This is a genomic window from Streptomyces sp. DF42 (genome assembly GCF_058267695.1).
The window spans coordinates 7,924,896-7,948,218 of record NZ_CM177859.1 but is presented as its reverse complement, the minus strand read 5'-3'; the positions used below and the strand labels follow the sequence as shown (position 1 = coordinate 7,948,218).

Sequence of the window (23,323 nt, the reverse complement as noted above, 5' to 3'; positions counted from 1 at the left end):
CATCTCGGCCGACTCGTCGGCGTTCATGCCCGCCACCGGCTCGTCGAGCAGCAGGACATCGGGCTCGGCGCACAGAGCGCGCGCCACCTCGGCGCGCTTGCGCACGCCGTAGGGCAGACCGGCCATGCGCTCATCAAGGCATTCCTCGAGGCCCCACAGGGCGCCGATCCCGTCGACGATGCGCTCCTGCTCGGCCAGCTCGCGGCGGGCTCGCGGCAGACGCAGGCCGCTGCTGACAAAGCCCGTCCGCGAGAGGCGATGGCGCCCCAGCAGCAGGTTCTCGCGCACGGTCACCGAGGGCGACAACGCGAGGTTCTGGAAGGTGCGGCTGACGCCCAAGGCGGCGATCTGCGGCGGCCGCAACCCCACCAGCTCCCTCTCGCCATAGACCAGGCGGCCCTCGTTGGTCCGGTAGACGCCGGTGAGGATGTTCAGCAGCGTCGACTTGCCGGCGCCGTTGGGACCGATGACCGCATGCGTGGTCCCAGGCTCCACGTTCAGCGACACGTCCTTGAGCGCGTTGACGCCACCGAAGCGCACGCTGACGTTCTCGACGCACAGCCGTTGTGGATTACGCGTGCCGCTGGTGGCACGCTCGATCGGCTCCGCCTCGACGACCGCGACGACCTCCTCGCTGACGACGCCGAGGTAGCGGTGGCGCACCTCGTCGCTCTCCGCGAGCTCGTTCGCCGTGCCCCTGAGGGCCACCTCGCCGACCTCGAGGACCACCGCGCGATGCGCGATCTTCAACGCCATCGCCGCGTTCTGCTCCACGAGGACGACAGCCGTGCCCTGCTCGTTGATCTGCTGGATGATCTCGCCGATCTTGTCGACCAGCTGCGGCGCCAGGCCCAGCGACGGCTCGTCCAGCAGCAGCACCTTCGGATCGCTCATCAGGGCGCGGCCGATCGCCAGCATCTGCTGCTCGCCGCCGGACAGCAGCCCGGCGCGCTGAGTACCGCGCTCCTTCAGGCGCGGGAACAGGTCATAGACGCGGTCGTAGGCCTCGTTCGCGGTCTTGCGATCGCTGCGGCCGAACGTCCCCGCCCGCAGGTTCTCCAGCACCGTCATGTCGCCGAAGATGCGCCGGCCCTCCGGCACCTGGACGACGCCCGCGCGGACGACGTCTGCGGCGTCCACGGCAACCACGCTCTTGCCCAGCACGGTTACCGAGCCGGACTGCACGCGGCCACGATGCGCCGGGAGGGTGCCGGAGATCGCCCGCAGGAGCGTCGACTTGCCCGCACCGTTGTTGCCCAGCACGGCGATGATCTCGCCCTCGGACACGCCCAGCGACACTCCGCGCAGCGCGCGGACACCACCGTATGAGACATACAGATCCTGCACGTCAAGCACCCCTACCGACGTCACGGGCGCGACCCTATTCTCCGTCGGCTCGAAACGCGCCGGTTCTTCCTGACGGGCCGTCATCGTCCTCACTCCCTACGCGCTCTCGACGGGTCCGAGGTCGCCGTCGGCGAGGCGGGCCCGCAGCAGCTTCTTGTCGTACTTGCCCGTGCCGGTCTTCGGGACCTCGTCGATGAACGCGAAGGCGTCGGGCAGCCACCATTTTGCGGCCGGAGAGGTGCTCGCGCAGCTCGGCAGGGCCGCAGCCCGCGCCGTCGCGGCGGACCACGCAGGCGAGCGGGCGCTCGGTCCAGCGCTCGTCGGGCCGCGCGATGACGGCGGCTTCCAGGACGTCGGGGTGCGCGACGAGCTCCTTCTCCAGCTCGACGGAGGAGATCCACTCGCCACCGCTCTTGATGACGTCCTTGGCGCGATCGGTGATGCGGACGTAGCCCTCCGGGTCGATCGAGGGCGACGTCGCCGGTGCGCAGCCAGCCGTCGTGGAACTTCTCGGGCGCCTCGACGCCCAGGTAGCCGGTGGCGACCCACGGGCCGCGCACCTCGAGCTCGCCCGTCTGCTTCCCGTCGCGAGGGAGGATCTCGCCCTCCTCGCTGACCACGCGCGCCTCGACGAACGACAGCAGCCGCCCGGCCGTGTCGCGATAGCGCCACGTCGCGTCATCGTCGCCGTCAGCGTGGCGCGGTGGCCTGGCGACCGAGGCGAGCGGGCCCGTCTCTGGGCTTGATCCGCTTTGACGGAGCCTTGAGGTCACCGTCGTAGGAGGGATCGAACTCCTCGCGGGAGGTGCGCTGCGTCAGGTCCCAGTAGACGACGTAGTGGTCCTCCCACAGGAACTCCGACCGGGAGCGAAGCCCGCGCGGGCCATCGCGTCGTGCGCGGCGCGGTCGCGCGTCGCGCGGAAGCTGGGGTAGTACTTGAGCGCCGCGGCCAGGTTGGTGAAGACGTTCGGCGTGCTGACGTTCCAGAACGTCCCCTCCCAGTCGACGCCGCCGTCGTAGAGGTCCGGGCGGTTCTCGAGCTGCCAGCGCGTGAGGTAGCCGCCCTGGCTGATGCCGGTCACGTAGGTCCGGTCGGGAGCGCGGCCGTAGTACTGCGCGATGACCGCCTTGGTGGCGATCGTCAACTCGGTCACGCGCGCGTTCCACTCGACACCGGCGTCGCCGGGATCGACACCGTCGTTGTAGAAGCTTGTGCCGCCGTTGCCCTTGTCGGTCGACGCATAGGCGTAGCCGCGGTCGAGGACGTAGTCGGAGATCTCGACGTCCTGGGCGTACTGCTTGCGCACGCCGGGCGCCCCCGTGATCACGAGCTTGCCGTTCCACTTGTCCGGCATCCGGATGACGAACTGAGAGTCGTGGAACCAGCCGTGCGTGCTGTTCGCGGTCGAGCTGTCCTTGAAGTAGCCGTCAACCTGCAGGCCGGGCACGCCGCTGGGCTTCGGCTGGCCCGTCGGGCTCAGCGACGCCCAGTCGCTCGCGTCCGTGTAATCGGTCTCGGCCGTGCCGGTCGTCGTCATGTCGGCCAGGCACACGAGGCGCTGCATCTCGGCCGCGGGAACCTTGACCTTGTCCTGGTTGGCGCACTCCGACTGCGCCGCGGCCGGCGGCGCGAGCCACAGCACGGCACCGAGGATGATCGCGATTCGGGTCTTGTTCACCGGGCTTGGAGCTCCACGAGTTTGAGGCCGAGGATGAGCAGCAGCAGATCGTCCGGCGTCTGGGGATCGCGGCCCAACAGCTCGCGGATGCGCCGCAGCCGGTAGACGACCGTGTTCGGGTGGACGTGCAGCACCTCGGCGCTGCGGGTCAGATTGAAGCCGCTCGACACGTACGCGCGGAGGGTCGGCACGAGCTCGGCCTGCTTACTCGAGCAGCGGCCGCAGCGTCGAGTCGAGGATGCGGTCGGCGTGCGGGGTCGAGCGGATCATGTGGTCGATGAGGACCTCGTCGAAGTACAGCGGCCGCCCGGTGACGCCGATGCCGACGGCGATGTCGACCGCGTCGCGCGCCTCTGCGTAGGACGCGGCGATGCCGGCCAGGCCGGCGTGCGAATCGCCGACCCCGACGCACACCTCGGCGTCGACCAGCGCTTCGGCGAGCGTGACGGCGCAGCGGCGGATCTCGTCGACGGCCTCGGCCTCCTCGCTCGGGCACAGGGCGACGACCTCACCGTGACGCATGCCCACCAGCACGGCCGAGCAGCCGGCCCGCAGATGACGGCGTGCAAGCTCGACGGTGCGGCGCAGGGCGACACGCGACGCCAACGCCTGGTCGGCCTGCTCCTCGGCCAGCGCCTCCGGCCCGCGCAGGACGATAACCATGTAGCGAGTCGCGAGCGAGAGCTTCAGCGAACGCGCCAGCCGGCGCACGCGCTCGGTGTCGCCCTGGCCGGCCACAAGGTCGTCGAGCAGGTCGCGGCGGACGACCTCGCGGTCGCTCCACGCGCTCCGCAGCTCGTTGAGGAACGCCTCCGCCACGTGCCGCGACATCTCGTCGACGTGGCGCATGATCCGCCCCGCGATCAGGAGCGCGGCCTCCCGCTCGGCCGCGTCGGCCGGGTCGCTCTCCTCGAGCACCGTCTCCCACATGACCTGTCCCCACAGGCGCGCAGCGCGCTGGAAGGACTCCAGCGAAACGCCCTGGTGCACCCGCCGGGCGCCGCCGGCACGCACGGGCTCGAACACCCGCTCGTCGGCGTCCTGGCTGTCGGGCAGCAGGGCGATCAACACCTCGAGCTGCGACGCGGTGACCGAGCGGACGTCGGCGATGAGCTCGTCGTCGGCCAGCCGGTAATCGGCGATCTCGCTGCGAATCCGGCCGACGATGCAGTCGGCCAGCTCCTCGCGGCGGGCGTCGAGCCGCGCGGCGATGGTGGTCACCGCCTCGGTGACCGACGCCCCCGTTTCCCGCTCGACGATGGCCAGTGGCCATGCGCCTCGCCAGAGGGTAAGCGAGTCGGGGCATCAACAACCCCGGTTACCGGACATACGGCTTGAGCGGCGGTTCGGCGTCGACCTTGTCGTGCTGCTGCTGAACGACGCCCGCGATGGCGTACACCGCCGCGATGCCGGCGACGGCCTCGGCGTCGGACACGTAGGGCATGAACCGCTCGAAGCACGCCATGCGGTTGACCCGGCCGGCGCTCGCCGCACCGCGATGCTTCAGGGCGTCGAGGACGACGGCGTAATAGGCGGCATCGACGACGCTCTGCACGTGTCCCACGTACCGGCCCGGGCAGATGTCCTGGACGGCGATGTTGGCTGCGCCGTCCAGCGCGGCGGTCGGCTCGGGCGCGGCCGGCTGGATGATCTCGTCGGTGAGGCTGTAGACGCTGGTGTAGGAGACCCGGCAGCCCCGCGGACGCGGTGTTGAACATGCCGGGCGGCATGTATTCGCACGGGGTGGCGAAACTGGCCGCGATCGAGGCCGCCCGCGGCTCGTTCGCCGAGGCCGCCCAGCGGGTCAACGCCCTGACCGGGGCCGGGGTCGGGTACCGGCAGGTCCTGGAATTGGCCGTCGGCGCGGCCGGGGACATCGACGCGTTCTACGACGCGCTCGTCCCGGTGCCGTGCACGGACACGACGCTGCAGGTGCTGTCGGTGGACGGCAAGGGCGTGGTGATAAGGCCGGAGGCGCTGCGGGAGGCCACGGCCAGGGCGGCCGCCGCGAAAGGCGGCAACAAGCTGGACAAGCGGTTGTCCTCCGGGGAGAAGAACGGCCGCAAGAGGATGGCGACCCTGGGCACCGTCTATGACGCCGAGCCGGCCGTGCGCGATGTCGACGACGTCATCGCCGACCCCGAACGCCGGAGAGGCCCGAAGGCCCGCTCCAAATGGCTGTGCGGCTCGGTGAACGACACCGCCGCCGAAGTCGTCGCCGCGGTGTTCGACCAGGCCGAGCACCGCGACCCCGAACACGCGCGGCCCTGGGTGGCCCTGGTCGACGGCGCACCCCACGAGATCGACCTGATCAACGAGCAGGCCGCGGCCAGGGGCATCGGCGTGCACATCGTCATCGACATCATTCATGTGCTGGAGTATCTGTGGGGCGCAGCCCACGCCCTGCACGCCACCGGCGACAAGACCGTCGAGGCATGGGTCGCCCGCGCCGACCGCACCATCCTGGCCGGCGGCGCCATTCAGGCCGCCGAGCAGATCAAAGGGGCCGCGACGGCCGCCGGCATCACGGCGGGCAAGAACAAGGGCATCGACGACGCCGTGGCCCACCTCACCAACAAGGCCGAATACCTGCGCTACGACACCGCGCTCGCGGCCGGCTGGCCCATCGCCACTGGAATCATTGAGGGCGCCTGCCGCCACCTGGTGAAAGACCGCCTGGACATTACCGGTGCCCGCTGGGGCCTGGCCGGGGCCGAGGCCGTGCTGAAGCTTCGCGCGCTGCGATCCAACGGCGACTTCGACGCCTACTGGGCCTGGCACGAGGAGCAGGAGTTCATCCGCAACCACCAGGCACAATACCGCCTCACGGCATGATCAAAACAGAACCCTCACAGGAACTGCACCCAAGTCGTTCCGCGCGTACGGCAAGAGCAAGGACCACCGCCCGGATCTGCCGCAAGTTGTCCTCGGCATGGCCGTCACCCGCACCGGCATCCCGATCCGCGTCTGGTCCTGGCCGGGGAACACCGGCGATACGGCGCTGATCCGCCAGGTCCGCGAGGATTTGCGGGAGTGGAAACTGACCCGCGTGGTGTGGGTCGCCGACCGCGGCTTCGCCTCCGAGAAGAACCGCCGCTTCCTGCAACGGGCCGGCGGACACTACATCCTCGGCGAGAAGATCCGCTCCAGCTCACCCGCCGCCCAGGCCGCCCTGTCCCGCCAAGGCCGATACGCGCACGTTGCCGACAACATGCAGGTCAAGCAGGTCCAACTCGACGACACCGCCGACCGGTTCGTGATCTGCCACAACCCCGAACAGGCCAAGCGCGACGCCGCGATCCGCGTCGACCTCCTCACCCAGCTCGGCGAGACGATCGCGAACACCGACAAGCTGAGCGCGACCAAGCGCGCCGAACTGCGCGGACGACTGTCCACCAAGCCCGGCCTGAACCGCTTCCTGCGCGTCACCCCGAAAGGACTGCTGCGGATCGACAAGGCGGCGATCAAGGCCGAGGAACGACTGGACGGCAACTTCCTCCTGCGCTGCAGCGACCCGCACCTGTCCGCCGAGGACATCGCGACCGGCTACAAACAGTTGCTGGAAGTGGAACGCGGCTGGCGAGACATGAAGACGATCATCGATCTGCGGCCCGTCTACCACCGCAAGGAAGACCGGATACGCGCCCATGTCCTGCTCTGCTGGCTCGCGTTGCTCCTGATCCGCATCACGGAGACCACCTGCGAGGACACCTGGACGAACCTGCGCGAGGAACTCGAGCGCAACCACGTCGGCACCTTCACCGGCCTCGCCGGGACCTTCCGTCAGCGCACCGAGACCAGCCCCGCCCAGCGCGCGATCCTCGCCAAGCTCGGCGTCCCCGAGCCCAAGCGCGTCATCACCCTGGAACCCGGCGCACCCGTCTGACCAGCACGAACGTCCCCGCCTAGACACACGCCGATCCGGCGTGCGCTCAGACATATCCGCAGGTCAAACCCCATATTCGTGTACTAGAGCGCCACCTCAGCTGCGGAACTCAGGCAGGTCGTCGAGGACCTGGCCGGCGCCGGTGAGCAGGTGGTGGACATCATCAGGTGCGGTCACGAGCGGGAACCTGGCCCCCCAGCGAGACGGTCATGCCCAGACGGTCGGCAAACCCCCGGATCGGGCGAGGCTGCCCACAGACCCGGAAGACGATCACTCATAGCCTGGAATCCGCCATCGAGCGGCCCCTCACCATCCCTGGTCACCGAAATACATCGGAACCCCGGAATAGACTTCGGTCATGACCAGCGGCTCTCGGACTGTGGGGATGCTGCCGGATGAACTGACGAGCTTCGTCGGTCGGCGGCGTGAGGCGTCCCAGGCCAAGGACCTGCTGTCGCGTGGCCGGCTGGTCACGCTGACGGGTCCGGGCGGGATCGGCAAGACGCGGCTGGCGCTCAGGGTCGCCGCGCAGGTGCGCCGCGCCTTCCCGGGGGGGGTGTGGCTGGTGGAGTTGGCCCAGCTCACGGACGGCACGCTGCTGGGCCAGACGGTCGTGGACGCGCTGGGGCTGCGCGAGTACTCGCCCCGTCCGCCGCTGGAGATCCTGCGCGACCACCTGGCGGGCCGGCAGGTGCTGCTGGTCCTGGACAACTGCGAGCACCTAATCGATCCGTGCAGCGCGCTGGTCGGCGCGCTGCTGGAAGCCAGCCCGGGTTTGAAGGTCGTGGCCACGAGCCGTCAGGGGCTGGGGGTACGGGGCGAAACCACCCTGCCCGTGCCACCCCTGTCACTGCCCGGCCCCAAGACCCCGCCGCAGGGGTGCGAGGCGGTGAGCCTGTTCACCCAGCGCGCGGAGTCAGCGCGTCCGGATTTCGTGCTGACCGCGGACAAGATCCAGGTGATCGGCGAGATCTGCCACCGGCTGGACGGGATTCCCCTGGCCATCGAATTGGCGGCGGCGCGAGCACGGGCGATGTCGGCCCAGGAGATCCGGCATCGGCTCGATGACCGGCTCGGGCTGCTGACCAGCGGATACCGAACCGCCGCACGCCGGCAGCAGACTCTGCGCGCCACGATCGACTGGAGCTTTGACCTGTGCTCCGAGCAGGAGCGGCAACTGTGGACGCGCCTGTCTGTCTTCCGCGACGGCTTCGACCTGGAGGCGGCCGAGGAGGTGTGCTCCGGCGATGGTATCGGGGGCCCGGAGATCCTCGACTTGGTGACCGGGCTGGTGGACAAGTCGATCCTGACGTGCGAGGAACGCGGCACGAGTACGCGCTACCGGCTGTTCGAGACGCTGCGCCTGTACGGGAGGGAGAAGCTGGCCGACAGGGACCAGGAGCACCTCTGGCGGGGCCGGCACCTCGACTGGTTCCGGCGCTTGGTGCTGGAAGGCGAGAACGACTGGTCCGACGCCCGCCAACAGCCGTGGGTGGCGCGGCTGGAGGCCGACCATGCGAATATCCGCGCCGCCCTGGAATACAGCCTGAACTCCGGTCACAGCAGGACGGCGCTGGCGATGGCCGGCGCACTGGGGCTGTACTGGAACCTCGTCGGCGCCCTCACCGAAGGCAGGAGCTGGCTCGGCCGGGCTCTCGCGCTGGACACCCAGGACAGCCCCGAGCGGGCCAAAGCGCTGCGGGTCGCCGGCTGGTTCACCAACCAGCAGGAGGACACCGCTCAGGCCGTTGCCCTGCTGGCGGAAGGAAGAGCCCTTGCCGAGCGGCTCGGCGATCAGTGCGAGGTGGCCCGGACTCTCATGTGGACCGCCATGTGCACCATGAGCCAAGGCGACCTGCCCGGCGGCGTCGCCCTGGCCACCGAGGCACTGCAGCGCCATCGAGCACTCGGCGACCGCGTCGGCACCGGAATTTCGCTATACGTGCTCGCCCGGGCAGCCTCTCTGTCCGGCGACCCGCGATCCGTCGAACTCGGGGAAGAGTCGATCGCCCTGTGGGAGGACATCGGCAACACCTGGGTGAGGGCCTACCCCCTGTGCATCGTCGGCCTCGAGATGCTCCGCCAGGGAAACCTACCCCGCGCCACTGCGCTGCTGCAGGAATGCCTCCGCCTCGGGCGCGCCTCCAACGATCGGCTCAGCTGCGCCTTCAGCCTCGAGGCGCTGGCCTGGATCGCGGGCGAGGAAGACCGGCACGAGCAGGCGGCCCGGCTGCTCGGTGCGGCGCGACTCCACTGGGATGTCCTGGAGACCTCTCCGCATTTCCTGGCGCCCCGGGAGCTCGCCGCCCGCGACCGGTGCGTGGAGCGGGCTCGCCAGGCACTGGGGCAGGCCGCGTTCCAGGCGGCCGTCACAATCGGCGAGGGCTTCTCCTGGGAGGATGCCTACGTCTATGCCCTGGGCGAGAAAGCGCCGACCCGAGCCCCGGCCAGGATCAGGACCGGGCCTGCGGCGGGCGGGGCGCTCACACCCACGCGCCGGGAGCGCGAGGTAGCGGCCCTGATCGCGCAGGGCCTGAGCAACAAGGAGATCGCCGCCAAACTGGTGATCTCCCGACGGACCGCCGAAACCCACGTCGAGCACATCCTCACCAAGCTCGGCTTCACCTCCCGCGCCCAGATCGCCACCTGGGCCACCCAGCAACCCGAATGACCCGCCCGTACGGCAGTCCTGCCCGGTGAGCATCCCCGACAATGCGGCGTCCGGGAGGCCGTTACATGATCGTTGGCTGAAGAACACCTCCGAGGCACTCTCCTGAAGCCGGATTGATATCACTCGATCGCGGAAGGGGTCACTTTTCCATCGACCATAATGGGTGGCGGAGCAGTGGCGGGCGTACGGGGCAGGGCAGATGACCGGCCAGCGTGCGAGGCGGCTCGAGCAGCTCGGCATGGTCTGGTCCCTGGCCGATGAACGCTTCCAGGAGAACCTGGAGGCCGCCAAGGCCTACTACGACCAGCACTGGACACTCTGCGCACCGCGCCCCGCCACCGCGCTGGACAGACCATTGGGGATGTGGCTCGCGAATTTGCGGCGGCCCGGTGCGCTGGACGACCACCCCGACTGGAAGACGGCACTGGAAGCCATCGACGACGACTGGAACCCGCAATGGCCGGCCGAATGGCAACGCCACTACGCCGCACTGCGCGAACTCGTCGCCGACGAAGGCCAGGCCGACGTCCTCCCCGGCCTCACCGTCCACGGCATGGACATCGGGAAATGGCTGGCCAAGCAGCGGACACCGAAGGTCCGGCGCCACCGGAAGCCACCCCCGAACACCCCGTCGTCGTGAACTCCGGCTGGAGCGGCGGATTCCTGAACGAGGAGGCGTACCAGTGGGTGCGCTCGGTGGACACGCTCAGCGATGAGGAGTGCACGCTGCCCTTCGCAGTGGGCCTGGACCTCAACACCGCGTTCCTCGCGGCCGCGGCCCGCCTGGTCGTCGGTCTCTCCGCCCCGGACCACTTCCACAGCCCGAAGTTCAACCCGAAGATCCCCGGCTCCTGGCTGGTCGACCTCTCCCACATCGACCTGGACCCGCGCCTGCCCTCGCCGTTCACCCCGGACGGCGAGCGCCCGACGGAACCTGCCTGGTACCAGACGCACACCGTCGCCTACGCCCAGGAGCTCGGCCACAACGTGCAGCCGATCGAGGCGTACCTGCGCCGCGAGACCGGCGCCTACCTGGACCCGTGGCACGACCGCCTCAAGAACGCCTACGTCGACACCCTCGCCGACCTCGGCGTCACCAAGGACCTGGACGACCGTCAGTTCCTCGCCGGGATGGAGCAGCACAAGCAGATCGACCCGGCCCTGACCGCCGTCACCCACCTCGAGGTGTTCCGTACACAAGAGGGACTCGTCGTCGGTGAGATCGCGTGCCGACCGGGAGGCGGAGGCATCCCGCAAACCCTGCAGCGCGCCTACGGGTTCGACGTGTGGAAGCACTTCCTCACCACAGAGCTCAACAGCCGGCTGGCGTGGACGCCGCGGGAAGCCGAGGGTGTCTTCGGGTTCTTGATGTTCCCCGTGCGCCAGGGAGTGGTCAGCCGAGTGCCGGACGCCGACGTGTTCTCGGACTTCCCACAGGTCGAGAAGGTCGACATCACGGCGAGGCCGGGAGACCGCATTTCAGGGATGCTCTACTCCACCAGCAGAGCCGCCACGGCACACCTGCGGGTCGACTCGGTCGGTGAGATACCCGCACTGGTGCAGGCCCTGACCGAGCGCTTCACCGTCGAGTACGAAGAGCCCGACTCGGCCCCGGAGGCCGAGGCATCATGACGCACGACGACACCTCGTGTGAGGCTGCACAGGAGGATGGCGGCCAGACCGGAGATTCCGGCTCTATGCGCCACTTCTGGGTGTTCACCAGCGCGTCTGCGGTCTCCAAGCTCGGCAACACGTTTCTGAACGTCGCCATGCCGTGGATCCTGCTCACCGTCACCGGTTCCAAGGTGGTCGCCGCCCTGAGCTTCGGGGTCCAGCTGGCGCCCTACGCGCTCTCGCCCCTCTTCGGTGTGGTCGTCGACCGCTTCAACCGGCGCCAGGTGTTCATCTGGGCCGAAGTGGCGCAGTGCCTCATGGTCGGGCTCCTGCCGCTCGTCATCTCCGAAGACAACGTCCTGCCCGTACTGGTGCTGCTCTTCCTGGTGGGCTGCGGCGGACTGACCTCCGAGCTGACCAGCGACTTCGGTCTGATCCCGTCGATCGCCCCGGCCCACGCCCTGGCCAGGGCGTACAGCCACTACACCACCACTATCTCCATCGTGCGCTTCGTGGGGCCGGCCGTCGTCGGTGTCGTCATCAGCACCCTTGGGCCGAAAGGCGCGCTCTGGATCGATGCCGCCACATTCCTGATCACTGCGGCCGCCGCGATGTCACTGCCGGTCCAGGCCACTGCGAACCGAGGGCCGAGTGTCTTCCGCCAGATGCTGGCAAACGGCTTCAGCTACTTCTGGAGCCTCAAGCGGGTACGGCGTCTCACAGCAGCCTTGACGATCTTCAACCTCGGCGCCGGCGCCGTGCCGACCGTGCTCGTCGTCATCGCGCAGACACGCTGGCACTGGAGTGCGGAGACGACAGGAACGGCGCTCGGGCTGGGCGCCCTGGGTGCTGCCGTCGGAGCGTGGGTCACTCCACGCGTCGCCCCGAAACGGGGCCTTGAGACCCGCGTCGGCGTCTGGTTCGGTTTCTGCGGCCTCGGCGGCGTTGCCATGTGCCTCGGTTCCCCTGTCGCCGCCATCGCAGGGTTCTTCCTGCTGTCGATGGGCGAGGGCGGGATGAACGTCACCACGAACGAATACCGGTACAACGCCATCCCCAACGAGCTGCTGGGCCGTGTCAACGCGATCATCCGCGCTGCCATGATCACAGGCGCGGCCCTGTCTTCGGTGATCCTTGGCTACACGGTCTCCAACGACAGTTCCTGGGTCTGGATGGCACCTGTCGTGATCGGGGCGGTGCTCTCCACAGGCCTGTGGTCCACCCGAACTCCACAAGCACCCCTCCCTTCCAAGGCCTGAGCGTGGGCGCCAAGTCCCTGCCGCGCGCTGCCCCGTTCAAGACATCCCCGTACCGGGTTGTGAAGACCCTGATTCAGGAGTGAGCACCATGAGCACAGACGCGTTGGAGAACGCCCACCAGCGATACGCCGCAAAGCGTCCGGTCAGCCGAGAGCTGCACACACGGGCCAGGTCGTTCCTGCCCTCGGGAACCACACGCTCCGTCCTCGACTTCGACCCCTTCCCCTTCACGGTCGCGTCTGCTGCCGGATGTCGGCTCACGGACGTGGACGGTCATCAGTACCTCGACTACTTGGGGGACTACAGCGTCGGCCTCGCCGGGCACAACCCTGAAGCAGTACGGGAAGCCGTCGCATCGGTTCTCGAGAACGGCTGGTCGTTCGGCACCGTCGCGGCGGAGGAAGCCGACGTCGCTCGCATGCTGTGTGAACGCTTTCCCTCGATGGACCTTGTGCGTTTCACCAGCTCCGGCACCGAAGCCAACCTCGTGGCCATCAATCTCGCGCTGAAGTCTGCCAACCGCAGCAAGGTGCTGGTGTTCGACGGCGGATACCACGGCGGTTTTCTCAGCTTCAGCCGCGGCCGCCCGTCACTCAATGTTCCGCTGGACGCGGTCATCTGCGACTACAACGACCTCGACTCTGTACGCGAGGCATTCCAGGAGTGGCCCGAGCAGATCGGGTGCGTCCTGGTTGAGCCGATGCTGGGATCCGGAGGCCGCATCCAGGCTGTCCCGGGCTTCCTCCAGGGGCTTCGGGACCTGTGTGACGAGAACGGCAGCGTGCTCATCTTCGACGAGGTCCAGACCTCCCGTATGTCCTACGGTGGCGGTCAGGCCCTGCTCGGCGTCCGCCCGGACATGACGACGATGGGCAAGTACATCGGTGGAGGCTTCGGTTTCGGCGTTGTCGGTGGCACTGAGGAGCTGATGCTGCAGATCGCGCGCGGCGGGGAGCGTTCCTTCGACCACTCCGGCACCTTCAACAACAACCGGTTCTCCATGGCGGCCAGTTCGGCCATGCTCAGCACGGTGCTCACCCGGTCGCGCCTCGAGGGGTTGTTCCACCGCGGTGAGGACCTGCGGAAGCGGGCCGACGGCATCCTCCGGGAGCACGGCTTCCAGGCCACCGGTTGGGGCTCGCTCATGGGGATCCACCCCACGGACGCCCCCATCGTCCGCGCGTCCGACCTGGCCGGTACGGACAAGCGACCGGTAGAGCTGTTGTTCCACGAGATGATCGAGCGGGGCGTCTACATCGGAAAGAGCGGATTCGTCACACTGTCCCTGCCGCAGGCAGCGGAGACCGACGATCACTTCCTGACCGCCCTGGAGAACTCTGTTCGCTCCGTGGCCCAGACCCGCCGCTGAACGGCGACGATCACCGAGCCGTCCGGCTCTCCGCAACGGAAGCAAGGGGACGGCGCCCGAGAGATGACCGCCCCGCGTCTCCCGGTCCCCATCCGGGACAGCCTCCTCGCGTGAGGGGGTGTCTCCTAATCTTGAGGACATGAGCATGCACGAAAGCACTGGTGTGAGCGTCGACGCGATGCTGGACGATCTGCGGATCCTCGTCGAAGTCGAGTCACCCTCGCGTGACCTGGATGCGCTCAACGCCTCGGCGCGCGCTGTCGCTGCGCTCATCGAAAGCCGCCTGGGCGGCCGGGCCGTCCTGCTGGAGAGCGAGGCGGGTCCGCATGTCCACTGGACGGGGGGCGGCGAACCTCAGGTGCTCATCCTCGGTCACCACGACACCGTCTTCCCGCTGGGCACGCTCGCGCGCCGTCCGTTCCGTGTCGAGGACGGGCATGCGACGGGCCCCGGCGTCTTCGACATGCTCGGCGGGCTGGTGCAGGCCATCCACGGCCTGGCCTCGCTGGATGACCTGTCCGGTGTGGAAATTCTGGTCACGGCGGACGAAGAGGTCGGATCGGCCTCCTCAAGGGCGCTGATCGAGGAACGGGCACGTGCCTGCGGAGCAGTTCTCGTCTTCGAAGGCGCGGCCGACGGTGGACACCTCAAGACGGGCCGCAAGGGATGCGGAACATTCGAGGTACTGATCAAGGGCCGCGCCTCCCACGCCGGGCTGGAGCCGGAAGCCGGAGTGAACGCGCTGGTCGAGGCAGCGCACCAGATTCTGGACATCACCGCGCTGGGCCGCCCGGAGATCGGGACGACCGTGTCGCCGACCGTGGCATCGGCGGGGACTTCGGACAACGTGATCCCCGCCGAGGCGACCGTATGGGTCGATGTCCGGGTCGAATCCGCAGAGGAGAAGGACCGGGTCGAAGCCTGGTTCGCCTCGCTCGCTCCGTATCTGGAGGGCGCGGAGATCACAGTACGAGGGTCCGTCGGACGTCCTCCCATGCCGGAGTCGGCGTCGGCTGAACTGTTCGAGATGGCCCAGCGGCTGCAGCCCGGGATCAAGGGTGTCGCGGTCGGAGGCGGCAGCGACGGCAACTTCACGGGGGCGCTCGGAGTGCCCACCCTCGATGGCCTCGGCGCGGTCGGCGGAGGCGCCCACGCCGACCACGAGTGGCTGGTGGTAGACACGATGGCAGAACGGGCGCATCTTGTCGCAGGCCTGGTGAAGGAAATCCAAGCCACCGACTGAGCCGCTTTGCGGCCGCGCACGAGGCCGTCGGTGACGTCGGACATCCGGCGGCGGTTCAGCCGGGGAACGGGGGGGCGTGCGGAGCAGGCCGGGGCTGGGCGGTGCTGCTGGTCCCGCAGGGTGAACGCGGTCCCCACCAGGACGCGCTCCTACTGGCTACCAGCAGATCGTGGGCGGCCTCGGTTTCCCGCACGCGGTGGGGTCTCCTCCGGCGGTCAGGCGTGACCCACGGCGCGTTCGGGCCGGGTCAGGGCTGTCGCCGAGGTCGTCGTGCTCGGTGCGGTGCTTCACCCCGGTCAGGCAGCGAGCTGCCCGCGGAACTAGGTGTACTGACCCGTGAGGTTGGGGACGCGGCTGGCGGGTGGTTGGCCTTTCAGCGCGGTGTGTCCGCGGTGGTGATTGTAAGTGTGCAGCCAGCCGGGGTATGCATCGCGTCGTTCGGTCTCCGTGCGGTAGGGGCGGGCGTACGCCCACTCGTCCAGCAGGGTGCGGTTGAAGCGTTCGACCTTCCCGTTCGTTTGCGGCCGGTAGGGGCGGGTTCGCTTGTGGGTGATCCCGGCCGCGGCAAGGGCATCGCGCCAGTCGCGTGAGCGGTAGCAGGAGCCGTTGTCGGTCAGCACGCGCTGGACGGTGATCCCGGCCTGGGCGAAGAACGTCTGGGCGCGGTCCCAGAAGGCGGTTGCGGTTTCCTTCTTCTCGTCGGTGAGGATCTCGCTGTAGGCGAGGCGGGAGTGATCGTCGACGGCGTTGTGCAGGTAGCTGTAGCCCATGCCGGAGCGGGTCTTGCGGTCGGCCTGGCGGCCCAGGGTCTTGTGGCCGCCGCCGTCGGGGATGTTGCCGAGCTTCTTGATGTCCACATGTACCAACTCGCCCGGCGCGGACCGTTCGTAGCGGCGGATCACCCGTCCGGTGGCCCGGTCGAGATGAGCGAGACGGGACAGCTTGTAGCGGGCCAGGACCCGGTGCACGGTGGACGGGTTCAATCGCAGCAGGTAGGCGATGCGGGCCGGTCCCCAGCGGCGCAGGCCACGGACCTTGATGATCCGCCGCTCGGTGCGGGTCGGGGTCCGGCTCGGGCTGTGATGCGGTCTGGACGAGCGGTCGCTCATGCCCGCCGCGCCGAGTTTCCGGTAGCGGTCCGCCCATCGCTGGGCCGTGGTCGGTGAGACCTGGAAACGTTCGGCGGCCCTGCGCAGGGTCCAGCCGTCCTCGACCACGCAGAGGGCCAGACGCAGACGGCCGGTCTCGGTCAGGGGTGCATTACGGTGGGGCACGAGGGCCTTTCTCTTGGTGTAGACGTCGCAATCCACACCCCACCGGAAGGGCCCTCACCTGTTCAAGATCCCTCAGCCGAGACCTGGCTCACCCGTCCACAACCTCCCAAGACAGAACAACTAGGGCTGGTCTAAGTGGGCGGTTCGTGAGCCTATGAGTGGTTCTGGTGTCACCTGATGGTGTGGGCGAAGCCGGAACGTTCCGGTCCGGTGTCGGTGGCCTGCTGAAATCGGTGGGTGAGTGAACGCAAGCCGTACCGGAGCGACTTGTCCGACGAGCAGTGGGCGTTGATCGAGCCGGTGCTCACGGCCTGGAAGAACCGGCACCGTTCCGTCAGCGGCCACCAGGGCCGCTATCCGATGCGGGAGATCGTGAACTCGATCCTCTACCAGTCCCGGACCGGCTGTCAGTGGGCCCTGTTGCCGAACGACCTGCCGCCGAAGAGCGCGACGTACTACTACTTCGCCGCCTGGCGGGACGACGGCACCGACCAGCAGATCCATGAACTCCTGCGCTGCCAGGTGCGGGAGAGGAACCGGCGATTAGAGGACCCGACCCTGGTGATCCTGGACACCCAGAGTGTCCGGGCGGCCGCCGGGGTCCCTTCGGTCACGACAGGCAAAGACGCCGCGAAACGGGTGCCGGGCCGCAAGCGGGGCCTGGCCGTGGATGTCCTGGGCCTGGTCATCGCCGTCACCGTGCTGGCCGCGAGTGTCCACGACAACGCCGCCGGCGTCGCTCTGCTCGACCAGGTCGCCGTCGCGGCCGGCGGCTCGGTCAGCAAGGCCCTGGTCGACCAGGGCTTCAAGAACCAGGTCGTCACGCACGGGGCCGGACTCGGCATCGACGTCGAGATCGTCCGGCGCAACCCTGAGGAGCGGGGATTCGTTCCGCAGCCCAACCGGTGGCGGGTGGAGCAGACGTTCGGGACCCTGATACTGCACCGGCGCCTGGTCCGCGACTACGAACACCGCCCGGCCTCCTCCACCTCCCGCGTCTACTGGGCCATGACCCACGTCATGGCCCGTCGGCTCACCGACGCGAACACGCTCACCTGGCGCGATCCGCAGGTGGCCGGCGCGTGAACCTCAACCCCCTCCTCCAGGCACTCGACCTTCAGGAGGACGCCGCCCGGGCTCTCGCCGACGATCTCCGCACCCAGACGACACCCTGCAGACCCAACTCCGTGAGGCCGAACTGCGTCTGGAACACCTCGCCATCACCCGCACCACCGTCACCAGCCTTGCCGACCGAATCCCGGCCCAGACGGTCGACCCGGCAGGAGGTCTGGAGCTGCCCGAGCATCCGGACTACCCGCGCATCCTCGCCGTCTTCAACGACACCACAGCAACAGCAGCTTGAACACCACAACGGTGAACGCTTGGTAGAAGTCTTGGCCGTAGCCGGATGCTCTCAGTTACAGCCACCGGTCCACCAGCACGCGGACTCCGAATCCACCTCGCCCCGATCCGTGCAGGCCATACGGCTCGCAAGTCGCTCGGCTCATAGTCCGCGTGGCTCACTCCTTCTCCTCCGTCGCACCCCCGTGCAGGCGATCCCAAGTGGTGGCGGCTCCGCGAAGATCTTCTACATCCGGCTTGACGTATCACCGCTTGGTCGCCTTTACGTTCGTATGTCCGGCCCATCGCGCGAGGATGTGGTCCGGGACACCGTTGTCGGCCAGGAAGGTGAAGCACGACGAGCGTGCGTCGTAGAGCCTGACGCGACGGAGCCCGAGAAGCTCCATAAGCCTGTACGCGCGTCGGCGAAGTTGCTTGATCGTGAAGGCGTCGCCCGCCTCGTGCGCCAGCACGTAGCCCGACACTGTTGCGGCGGGCCGACGATGGCCTGTCAACTGGTCGGGCGCAAAGAGAGGTTGTAGTAGCGGATCTCCTCGTACTCCTCGAGCCCCTCGCTGCTGCCCTCGCGTCCGAGGCCGGACTGCTTGATGCCGCCGAACGGTGCGGCCGCGTTCGAGGGGACGCCCTGGTTGATGCCGACCAGGCCGGTGGCCAGTTGGTCGGCCACGTTGAAGGCGCGGTCGAGGTTCTCGGTGAAGACGTAGCCCGCCAGGCCGTGTTCGGTGTCATTGGCGCGGGCGATGGCCTCGTCCTGGTGGGAGAAGCGCTGGATGGCTGCGACGGGCCCGAAGATCTCGGTGCGGGCGAGGTCGGCGTCGGCCGGTACGTGGTCCAGGAGTGTCGGCTCGAAGAACGTGCCGGGGTGGCTGGGAGCGGAGCCGCCGGTGAGCAGGTGTGCGCCGCGGCGGGTGGCGTCCTCGACCAGGCCGGTGAGTCTGGTCACGGCGTTGTGGTCGATCACCGGGCCGAGCCCCACGCCGGGGGCGAGTCCGTTGCCGATTTGCAAGGCGGCCAGCCGGTCGGTGAGGGCGTCGACGAAGGCGTCGGCGATTCCGTCCTGGACGAGGATGCGGTTGGCGGCGATGCAGGACTGGCCGCCGTTGCGCATCTTGGCGGCGAACGCCCCGTCGACTGCCCGTTCCAGATCGGCGTCGTCGAAGACCAGCAGCGGGGCGTTTCCGCCCAGTTCCATGGAGCTCTTCAGCACGTTGTCGGCCGCGACGCGCAGGAGGACCTTGCCGACCCTGGTGGAACCGGTGAAGGACACCTTGCGCACCCGTGGATCGGCCAGCACGGCGGTGCTGAAGGCGGGGGCCTCGGTGGTGGTGACGACCTGCACCAGGTCTGCGGGGACACCGGCTGCGATGGCGAGTTGGACCGCGAAGATCGTGGTCAGGGGGGTGTTGGGCGCGGGTTTGATGACGACGGGGCAGCCGGCGGCCAGCGCCGGGGCGATTTTGCGGGTGGCCATGGCGAGCGGGAAGTTCCACGGGGTGATCAGGACCGACAGCCCCACCGGTGCGCGCCGGGTGAACAGACGGGCCCCGCCGGCCGGAGCGTCGCGGAAGTTTCCGGCCGGGCGTACTGCTTCCTCGGCGTACCAGCGGACGAAGTCCGCGCCGTAGGTGACTTCGCCGCGGGCCTCGGCGAGCGGCTTGCCCATCTCGCGGGTGATGAGCAGGGCGATCATCTCGGCGTTGCTGAGAATCAGGTCGTACCAGGTGCGCAGGATGTCGGCGCGGTGCCGGGTGGTGGTGGCGGCCCAGGAGCGGCCGGCCTCGTCGGCGCGGGCTACGGCGACGAGGGCCTGCTGGACGTCGAAGTCGGGGACCTGGGCGATCGTCTGGCCGGTGGCCGGATCGTGGACGTCGAAGGTGCGGTTCACACCCGGCACGGCGAGATCGAGGTTGGCCAGGACCTTCTCGGAGTCGGCCAGGGCGGTGAGATCGACGTCGGGGAAAGTGCGCATGGTGGTCACTTGGCTTCCTGGGCGGAGAGGACGGTGTCGATGGCGGCCACGAGCTGCCGGATCTCGTCGTCGGTGGTGATGAACGGCGGGCTGATCTGAACGGTGTTGCCGCGCAGCGGTCGGGTGATGAAACCGTGTTCGACCAGTTCGTCGGTGACCGCTTCGGCGCTGATGTCGTCCGTGAGCGTGATGCCGCCCAGGAAACCCGCCACCCGCGTCTCCACCACCGCTGTTCGGGCCGTGAGGCCGTTCAGTTCGCGGGCCAGCAGCTGCTCCAGTTCGGTCACTCGGGGCAGCAGCTTGTCCTCGTCGAGGAGGTCGAGGTTGCGCAGGGCGACGGCGCAGGCGGTCGCGTGCCCGGCGTAGGTGGCGCCGTGGCGGAAGACGGGGGTGTCGGAGGAGTCACGGTAGAACGGCTGCCAGATGTGGGGCGCGACGAGGACGCCGCCCAGCGGGGCGTATCCGGACGTGACGCCCTTGGCGAAGGTGATCAGGTCGGGCCGCATGCAGTACCGCTCGGAGGCGAACATGTGGCCCGTGCGTCCGAACCCGGTGATGACCTCGTCGACGATCAGGAGAATGTCGTTCTCCCGGCAGATGCGCTGCACCCCCTCCAGATAGCCGGGGGCGGGCGGGTTGACCCCGCCGGTGCCCTGGATGGGCTCGGCCACGATCGCCGCGATGTTCTCCGGGCCGATGGCGCGCACCGTGCGCTCGACCGCCTCGATGTCGTGGGTCGAGACGCGCGCGGTCTCGGGCACCAGGGACTCGGTGCCGTAGTCGGCGCGGTTGAAGTCGAGGCCGGCGATGCTGGTGCCGTAAGCGTGCAAGCCGTGGTAGGCGAACTCGCGGCTGAGTATCGCCGTCTTGCCGGTGCGTCCCTCGCGCTGCCAGTGGCGGCGGGCGAGCTTGCAGGCGACGTCGATGGCATCGGAGCCGCCGCTGTTGAGGATGACCTTGGGGTCGTCGATGGGCGAGAGCCGGGCCAGGCGCTCAGCGAGTTCGACGGCTCGGTCGTTCAGGTAGCGGCCGAAGATGTGGTACGTCTCCAGGCGCCGCATCTGCTCGTAGGCGGCCTCCGCGAGTTCAGGGCGGGCGTGGCCGACGTTCGCGTGCCACAGACCGGCGGTGCCGTCGAACAGACGGCGGCCGTCCGTGGTGAAGACGTGGCTTCCTTCGGCTCGGTCGACGGTCAGCTGGCGTCCCAGGACGGACGGGAGGTGGGCCTGGGCGCTCCAGAGGGCGGGACCGGTCAGGACGGGCGGGTTCTCGTGGGACATGACTTTCCCCTGGGGTGTGCGGGTTATTGGGCGGTGTAGCCACCGTCGACGGGAAGGGTGATGCCGGTGATGTAGCCGGCGTTGGGCGAGGCCAGGAACGCGATGGCGTGTGCGACGTCCTGCGGGGTGGCCGGCCGGCCGAGCGGAATACTGTCCGCCACTCGGCGGGCCGCGGCTTCCGGGTTCTTGTGGGAGCTGAGCCAGGCCTCGTAGAGCGGGGTGCGGGTCATGCCGGGCGCTACGGCGTTGACGCGGATGCCGTACGGCGCGAGTTCCACCGCGGCCGCTGCCGTCAGGGCCTTCATCGCGCCTTTGCTGGCGCTGTAGACGCCCATCGTGGGGACGCCGACCGTGGCCAGCCGGGAGGTGACATTGACGATGCTGCCGCCCGACTGCCGCATGGCGCGCCCTGCCGCCTGCAGGACGGCGATCGCGGCGAAGGTGTTGATCTCGAAGGTGTCGCGAATCTCGGCGGCCGGGACGTTCAGCAGTTCCCCGGTGTGGTCGGCTGCCGCGTTGTTCACCACCACGTCCACCCTGCCGAACCGGTCGACGGCGTGTTCCAGGAGGCGGTCGGGTTCGCCGTCCCTGGTGAGATCGGCCGGGACGAAGCAGGCGTTGCCCCGGCCGAGTTCACGCGCCAGGGCCTCACCTCGTTCGCCGCAACGACCGCTGAGGAGCACGGCGTGTCCGTCATGGTGGAGGCGCCGGGCGGCTTCGGCGCCTATGCCGGAGGTGCCGCCCGTGACGAGAGCCACCCGGGACGGCGTCGGTACCTGGCTCGTCATCGACGTGCGGCGGCCCTCTGCACGTACCGCACCACCACGTACGTGGCGAGTATGACGGCCAGGCTGAGGACGCTGAGGTAGAGCTGCGAGCGGGCATCCGGAACCAGCAGCATGGAGCCCACCACGACCAGGATGCCCGCCAGGGTGATCCAGCTCAGATACGGATAGCCCCACATACGGAGCTTGAGCCGCTCGGGAGCCTCGCGCTCCAGCCGACGCCGCATGCGCAGCTGTGATCCGGCGATGATCGCGTAGACGAACAGCCCCACGGCCCCAGCGGAGTTGATGATGAAATCGAAGACGGTGTCCGGGGCGACGTAGCTCATGACGACGGTGACATAACCGGCGGACGTGCAGGCCAGAATCGCCTTCCAGGGCGTTCCCTTCCTGTTGCGGTCGGCGACCCATCTCGGCGCCCAGTTGTGGCGCTGGAGTGCGAACAACATCCTCGAGGCCGTGTACAGGCCGGAGTTGAGGACCGACAGCACGGAGGTGAGGACGACGACGCTGATGACCGTGCTCGCCGCGGGAATGCCCATCTTGCCGAAGGCGGCCGCATACGGACTGGTCTGGGTCGGGATCTGCTCCCACGGGGTGATCATCACCAGCAGGGTCACCGAACCGACGTAGAAGATGATCACACGCCAGACCGTCGAGGAGGTCGCCTTGACCACCGACTTCACCGGGTCAGCGGATTCCGCCGCGGCGATGGTCACGATCTCCGTGCCGACGTAGGCGAAGATCACCATCACGATGCCGTGCAGGATCGCCGACAGGCCGTGGGGGGCGAAGCCGCCGTGGGTGACGTTGCCGACCGACAGCGTCGACCCCGGCCAGACTCCCAGGGCGAAGAGGGTGCCGGCGAGGAGGAAGACGACGATCGTGACGATCTTGACCGAAGCCAGCCAGAACTCGGTCTCGCCGAACGAGCGGGTGGACACGAGGTTCGAGGCGGTGAGCAGGGTCATCAGGACCAGGGAGAAGACCCACTGGGGTACGTCCGGGATCCACAGCATGAGCAGTTTGGCGCCGGCCACCGCCTCGAACGCCACGACGCCCACCCAGAAGTACCAGTACAGCCAGCCGATGGTGTAGCCGGCCCAGCCGCCGAGCGAGGCGCGGGCGTATTCCATGAACGACCCGAGGGTGGGGGAGGCGGTGGCCATCTCCCCCAGCATCCGCATCACGAGGATGACCAGGAGGCCGCCGAGGGCGTAGGAGAGGATGCTCGCCGGACCCGCGGTGTGGATGACCGCTCCACTGCCGACGAAGAGGCTCGCGCCGACGATGCCGCCGAGGGCGATCATTCGGACGTGCCGTTGTCTGAGCGGTCCTGGCGCGTCCGTCTGGAGGCGCTCTGTGGTGACTTCGGGGGTTGTCTGCACTGGTGTGAGCCTTTCTGCGGCGTCGTTGCCGGGGTCGCGCATGCGACAACGGGGGCCGTGTGCGCGCCAGGCGGTCTGCAGGTCGGAAGGGGACGTGGAGCGCCTGGCATCGCGGTGGCTGGGCGGAGGGGCAGGACCTGCGGCGTCGGGCGACAGAGCGGAGACGCTGCCCCAGGGGAAAGTCGAGCTGCGCGACC

Annotated in this window: 18 protein-coding genes and 5 pseudogenes; 9 read left to right on the top strand and 14 right to left on the bottom strand. The window is 68.7% G+C overall.

The annotated features are described in order from the left end of the window. Positions 1 to 42: 42 nt before the first annotated feature. The 8 genes and pseudogenes from ACYUED_RS36390 to ACYUED_RS36355 all read right to left on the bottom strand — a co-directional run. Positions 43 to 504 (bottom strand): annotated as a pseudogene (locus ACYUED_RS36390) (ATP-binding cassette domain-containing protein); the annotation flags it as partial. Positions 505 to 591: 87 nt separating this feature from the next. Further along, positions 592 to 1,371 (bottom strand): annotated as a pseudogene (locus ACYUED_RS36385) (ABC transporter ATP-binding protein); the annotation flags it as partial. Between the two features lie 10 nt (positions 1,372 to 1,381). Then, positions 1,382 to 1,681 carry a hypothetical protein gene (locus tag ACYUED_RS36380; protein ID WP_491294598.1) on the bottom strand — a complete coding sequence of 100 codons (300 nt, stop codon included), beginning with the start codon at positions 1,679 to 1,681 and terminating at the stop codon, positions 1,382 to 1,384. Positions 1,682 to 1,886: 205 nt separating this feature from the next. Then, positions 1,887 to 2,120: pseudogene (locus ACYUED_RS36375) on the bottom strand (fatty acid--CoA ligase); the annotation flags it as partial. Positions 2,121 to 2,162: 42 nt separating this feature from the next. Then, entirely contained in the window at positions 2,163 to 3,026 is an 864-nt protein-coding gene (locus ACYUED_RS36370; protein WP_491288834.1) for a DUF6351 family protein, read from the bottom strand. Beyond that, positions 3,023 to 3,217, bottom strand: coding sequence for a helix-turn-helix domain-containing protein (locus ACYUED_RS36365; protein WP_491288833.1), 195 nt, complete (start codon positions 3,215 to 3,217; stop codon positions 3,023 to 3,025). The genes ACYUED_RS36370 and ACYUED_RS36365 overlap by 4 nt, the downstream gene beginning before the upstream one ends. 13 nt (positions 3,218 to 3,230) lie before the next feature. Further along, positions 3,231 to 4,247 carry a PucR family transcriptional regulator gene (locus ACYUED_RS36360; protein ID WP_491288832.1) on the bottom strand — a complete coding sequence of 339 codons (1,017 nt, stop codon included), beginning with the start codon at positions 4,245 to 4,247 and terminating at the stop codon, positions 3,231 to 3,233. A gap of 97 nt (positions 4,248 to 4,344) precedes the next feature. Beyond that, positions 4,345 to 4,581 carry a hypothetical protein gene (locus ACYUED_RS36355; protein ID WP_491288831.1) on the bottom strand — a complete coding sequence of 79 codons (237 nt, stop codon included), beginning with the start codon at positions 4,579 to 4,581 and terminating at the stop codon, positions 4,345 to 4,347. Between the two features lie 128 nt (positions 4,582 to 4,709). Here ACYUED_RS36355 and ACYUED_RS36350 point away from each other — a divergent pair. From ACYUED_RS36350 to ACYUED_RS36315, 8 genes and pseudogenes are all read left to right on the top strand, one after another. Then, positions 4,710 to 5,861 (top strand): annotated as a pseudogene (locus ACYUED_RS36350) (ISKra4 family transposase); the annotation flags it as partial. Positions 5,862 to 5,892: 31 nt separating this feature from the next. Then, a pseudogene (locus ACYUED_RS36345) lies at positions 5,893 to 6,912 on the top strand (IS1634 family transposase); the annotation flags it as partial. A 358-nt stretch (positions 6,913 to 7,270) separates the two neighbouring features. Then, positions 7,271 to 9,583: a LuxR C-terminal-related transcriptional regulator gene (locus ACYUED_RS36340; protein ID WP_491288830.1), complete on the top strand. Its 2,313-nt coding sequence runs from the start codon at positions 7,271 to 7,273 to the stop codon at positions 9,581 to 9,583. Between the two features lie 199 nt (positions 9,584 to 9,782). Next, positions 9,783 to 10,223: a helicase associated domain-containing protein gene (locus ACYUED_RS36335; protein WP_491288829.1), complete on the top strand. Its 441-nt coding sequence runs from the start codon at positions 9,783 to 9,785 to the stop codon at positions 10,221 to 10,223. After that, entirely contained in the window at positions 10,151 to 11,215 is a 1,065-nt protein-coding gene (locus ACYUED_RS36330; protein ID WP_491288828.1) for a hypothetical protein, read from the top strand. The genes ACYUED_RS36335 and ACYUED_RS36330 overlap by 73 nt, the downstream gene beginning before the upstream one ends. A 65-nt stretch (positions 11,216 to 11,280) precedes the next feature. Beyond that, the gene (locus ACYUED_RS36325) at positions 11,281 to 12,456 is read left to right on the top strand and encodes an MFS transporter (RefSeq protein WP_491288827.1); all 1,176 of its coding nucleotides are present in this window, start codon (positions 11,281 to 11,283) and stop codon (positions 12,454 to 12,456) included. 88 nt (positions 12,457 to 12,544) lie between these two features. Beyond that, on the top strand, positions 12,545 to 13,825 hold the full coding sequence (locus ACYUED_RS36320) for an aspartate aminotransferase family protein (protein WP_491288826.1): 1,281 nt from the start codon (positions 12,545 to 12,547) through the stop codon (positions 13,823 to 13,825). Between the two features lie 145 nt (positions 13,826 to 13,970). Next, positions 13,971 to 15,068, top strand: a complete 1,098-nt coding sequence (locus ACYUED_RS36315) for a M20 family metallopeptidase (RefSeq protein ID WP_491288825.1) — start codon at positions 13,971 to 13,973, stop codon at positions 15,066 to 15,068. A 320-nt stretch (positions 15,069 to 15,388) separates the two neighbouring features. Here ACYUED_RS36315 and ACYUED_RS36310 read toward each other — a convergent pair whose 3' ends face one another. Beyond that, positions 15,389 to 16,342 (bottom strand): IS481 family transposase, encoded by a 954-nt coding sequence (locus ACYUED_RS36310; RefSeq protein WP_491288824.1) that lies wholly within the window; start codon positions 16,340 to 16,342, stop codon positions 15,389 to 15,391. Positions 16,343 to 16,579: 237 nt separating this feature from the next. Here ACYUED_RS36310 and ACYUED_RS36305 point away from each other — a divergent pair, with 237 nt between their 5' ends. After that, on the top strand, positions 16,580 to 17,428 hold the full coding sequence (locus ACYUED_RS36305; RefSeq protein WP_491288823.1) for an IS5 family transposase: 849 nt from the start codon (positions 16,580 to 16,582) through the stop codon (positions 17,426 to 17,428). A 521-nt stretch (positions 17,429 to 17,949) separates the two neighbouring features. Here ACYUED_RS36305 and ACYUED_RS36300 read toward each other — a convergent pair. The 5 genes from ACYUED_RS36300 to ACYUED_RS36280 are packed head-to-tail and all read right to left on the bottom strand — an operon-like array spanning position 17,950 to position 23,126. Continuing rightward, positions 17,950 to 18,156: a site-specific integrase gene (locus tag ACYUED_RS36300; protein WP_491288822.1), complete on the bottom strand. Its 207-nt coding sequence runs from the start codon at positions 18,154 to 18,156 to the stop codon at positions 17,950 to 17,952. A gap of 38 nt (positions 18,157 to 18,194) precedes the next feature. Continuing rightward, complete coding sequence (locus ACYUED_RS36295) at positions 18,195 to 19,673, bottom strand: NAD-dependent succinate-semialdehyde dehydrogenase (protein ID WP_491294596.1); 1,479 nt, start codon at positions 19,671 to 19,673, stop codon at positions 18,195 to 18,197. A 5-nt stretch (positions 19,674 to 19,678) separates the two neighbouring features. Next, positions 19,679 to 20,953 (bottom strand): aminotransferase family protein, encoded by a 1,275-nt coding sequence (locus ACYUED_RS36290; protein ID WP_491288821.1) that lies wholly within the window; start codon positions 20,951 to 20,953, stop codon positions 19,679 to 19,681. A gap of 23 nt (positions 20,954 to 20,976) precedes the next feature. Continuing rightward, positions 20,977 to 21,741 carry an SDR family NAD(P)-dependent oxidoreductase gene (locus ACYUED_RS36285; RefSeq protein WP_491288820.1) on the bottom strand — a complete coding sequence of 255 codons (765 nt, stop codon included), beginning with the start codon at positions 21,739 to 21,741 and terminating at the stop codon, positions 20,977 to 20,979. After that, entirely contained in the window at positions 21,738 to 23,126 is a 1,389-nt protein-coding gene (locus tag ACYUED_RS36280) for an amino acid permease (protein ID WP_491288819.1), read from the bottom strand. Before ACYUED_RS36280 ends, ACYUED_RS36285 begins: the two co-directional genes overlap by 4 nt. Positions 23,127 to 23,323 lie beyond the last annotated feature (197 nt).